Origin of the sequence: Coprococcus sp. ART55/1 (genome assembly GCF_000210595.1) — a bacterium.
GTDB lineage: Bacteria > Bacillota > Clostridia > Lachnospirales > Lachnospiraceae > Coprococcus > Coprococcus aceti.
Genome location: NC_021018.1, coordinates 2,886,649 through 2,888,102 on the forward strand (window position 1 = coordinate 2,886,649; position 1,454 = coordinate 2,888,102).

Consider the following 1,454-nt stretch of genomic DNA (forward strand, 5'->3'; position numbering starts at 1 on the left):
ATCACTCCACTTCTTTGTAACTGATACACTTGTCTTTCCCGGTGTGTAACTGTTCGTGATATTATAACCTGTAACCTCACCTGTATATTCTGGTACATCAACCTCAGATACAGAATACTTGATCTGAATTCCACCATCTCTATACTTTGGAAGATTTGTAAAACTATACTCCCAATTTTCTGCCTCGGTTACCGTCTTTGTAGCATATACGCTGCCATCTGCAAGAAGGTTTACCTTGATATTTCCAGGTCTCTTGCCATCCTGATCGTCCGCATCATCCCATGTCTTGCTGCCGCTCACTGATGTCGTCTCTGGTGTACAGCTGTTCTTTATTGTGAATCCTGTCTCAGCATCGCCTGTGACTGTGGTTGTATATCCATCAATTGCGGTTATCTCTCTTACACTGTAGACGATATTCACACCGCTCTTCTTGACATCAAGTCCTGCCCATGTATATGTCCAGTTGTTGTCAGCACTGAGAGTTGTTTCTGATCCAGCGACAGGAGTTCCATCAGCAAGAAGTTCAACCTTTACTGAACTCTCTCTCTTGCCGTCCTGATTGTCGGCATCATCCCAAGCCTTTGTAACTGATACACTTGTCTTTCCTGGTGTGTAACTGTTCGTGATATCATATCCATTTACAAGTGTCTGATAATCCTCAACAGCATTTTCTGTGATACCGTATGTGATCTCGTTGCCACCTGCGTACTTTGGAAGATCTGTAAAGCTGTACTTCCAGCCGTTCGCAGCTGTAACTTCCTTATCAGCCACCTTCACTCCGTTTGCAAGAAGATTTACTGTGATCTTTCCTGGTCTCTTACCATCCTGATCATTTGCATCATTCCATATCTTCTTACCACTTATTGAAGTTGTCTCTGGTGTGTAACTGTTCTTGATGATATAACCGGTCTTCGCAGATCCTGTGATAACTGTTGCATATCCTTCAACCGATGTAATCTCTTCAACAGTATATTCAATAGGTGATCCATTCTTGTTGATATCAAGATCACTCCATGTATGACTCCAGTTGTTGGCATCACTGAGATCCACCTCAGAATCTGCAACTACGTTTCCGTCGGCAAGAAGTCTTACTTTTATATTTCTAGCTCTCTTGCCATCCTGGTTATCAGCATCATCCCAGGTCTTTGTAACTGATACACTTGTCTTTCCTGGCGTATAACTGTTCGTGATATCATATCCGTTGACAAGTGTCTGATAGTCCTCAACAGTATCCTCTGTGATGGTGTACGTGATTTTATTGCCATTTTTGTACTTTGGAAGATCCGTGAAATTGTACTTCCAACCATCTGCCTCAGTTACTTCCTTCGTAGCATATATGTCTCCATCTGCAAGAAGATTTACCGTAATCTTTCCTGGTCTCTTGCCATCCTGATCGTTTGCATCGTTCCAGGTCTTTGTTCCTTCTATATTGATCGTTTCAGGCGTGTGACTAT

At 42.5% G+C, this 1,454-nt stretch carries 1 protein-coding gene; it reads right to left on the reverse strand.

Annotated features, from left to right (window positions below):
• A partial coding sequence (locus CCU_RS13015; RefSeq protein WP_208896272.1) for a Cna B-type domain-containing protein occupies positions 1-1,454 on the reverse strand: 1,454 nt, incomplete at both ends.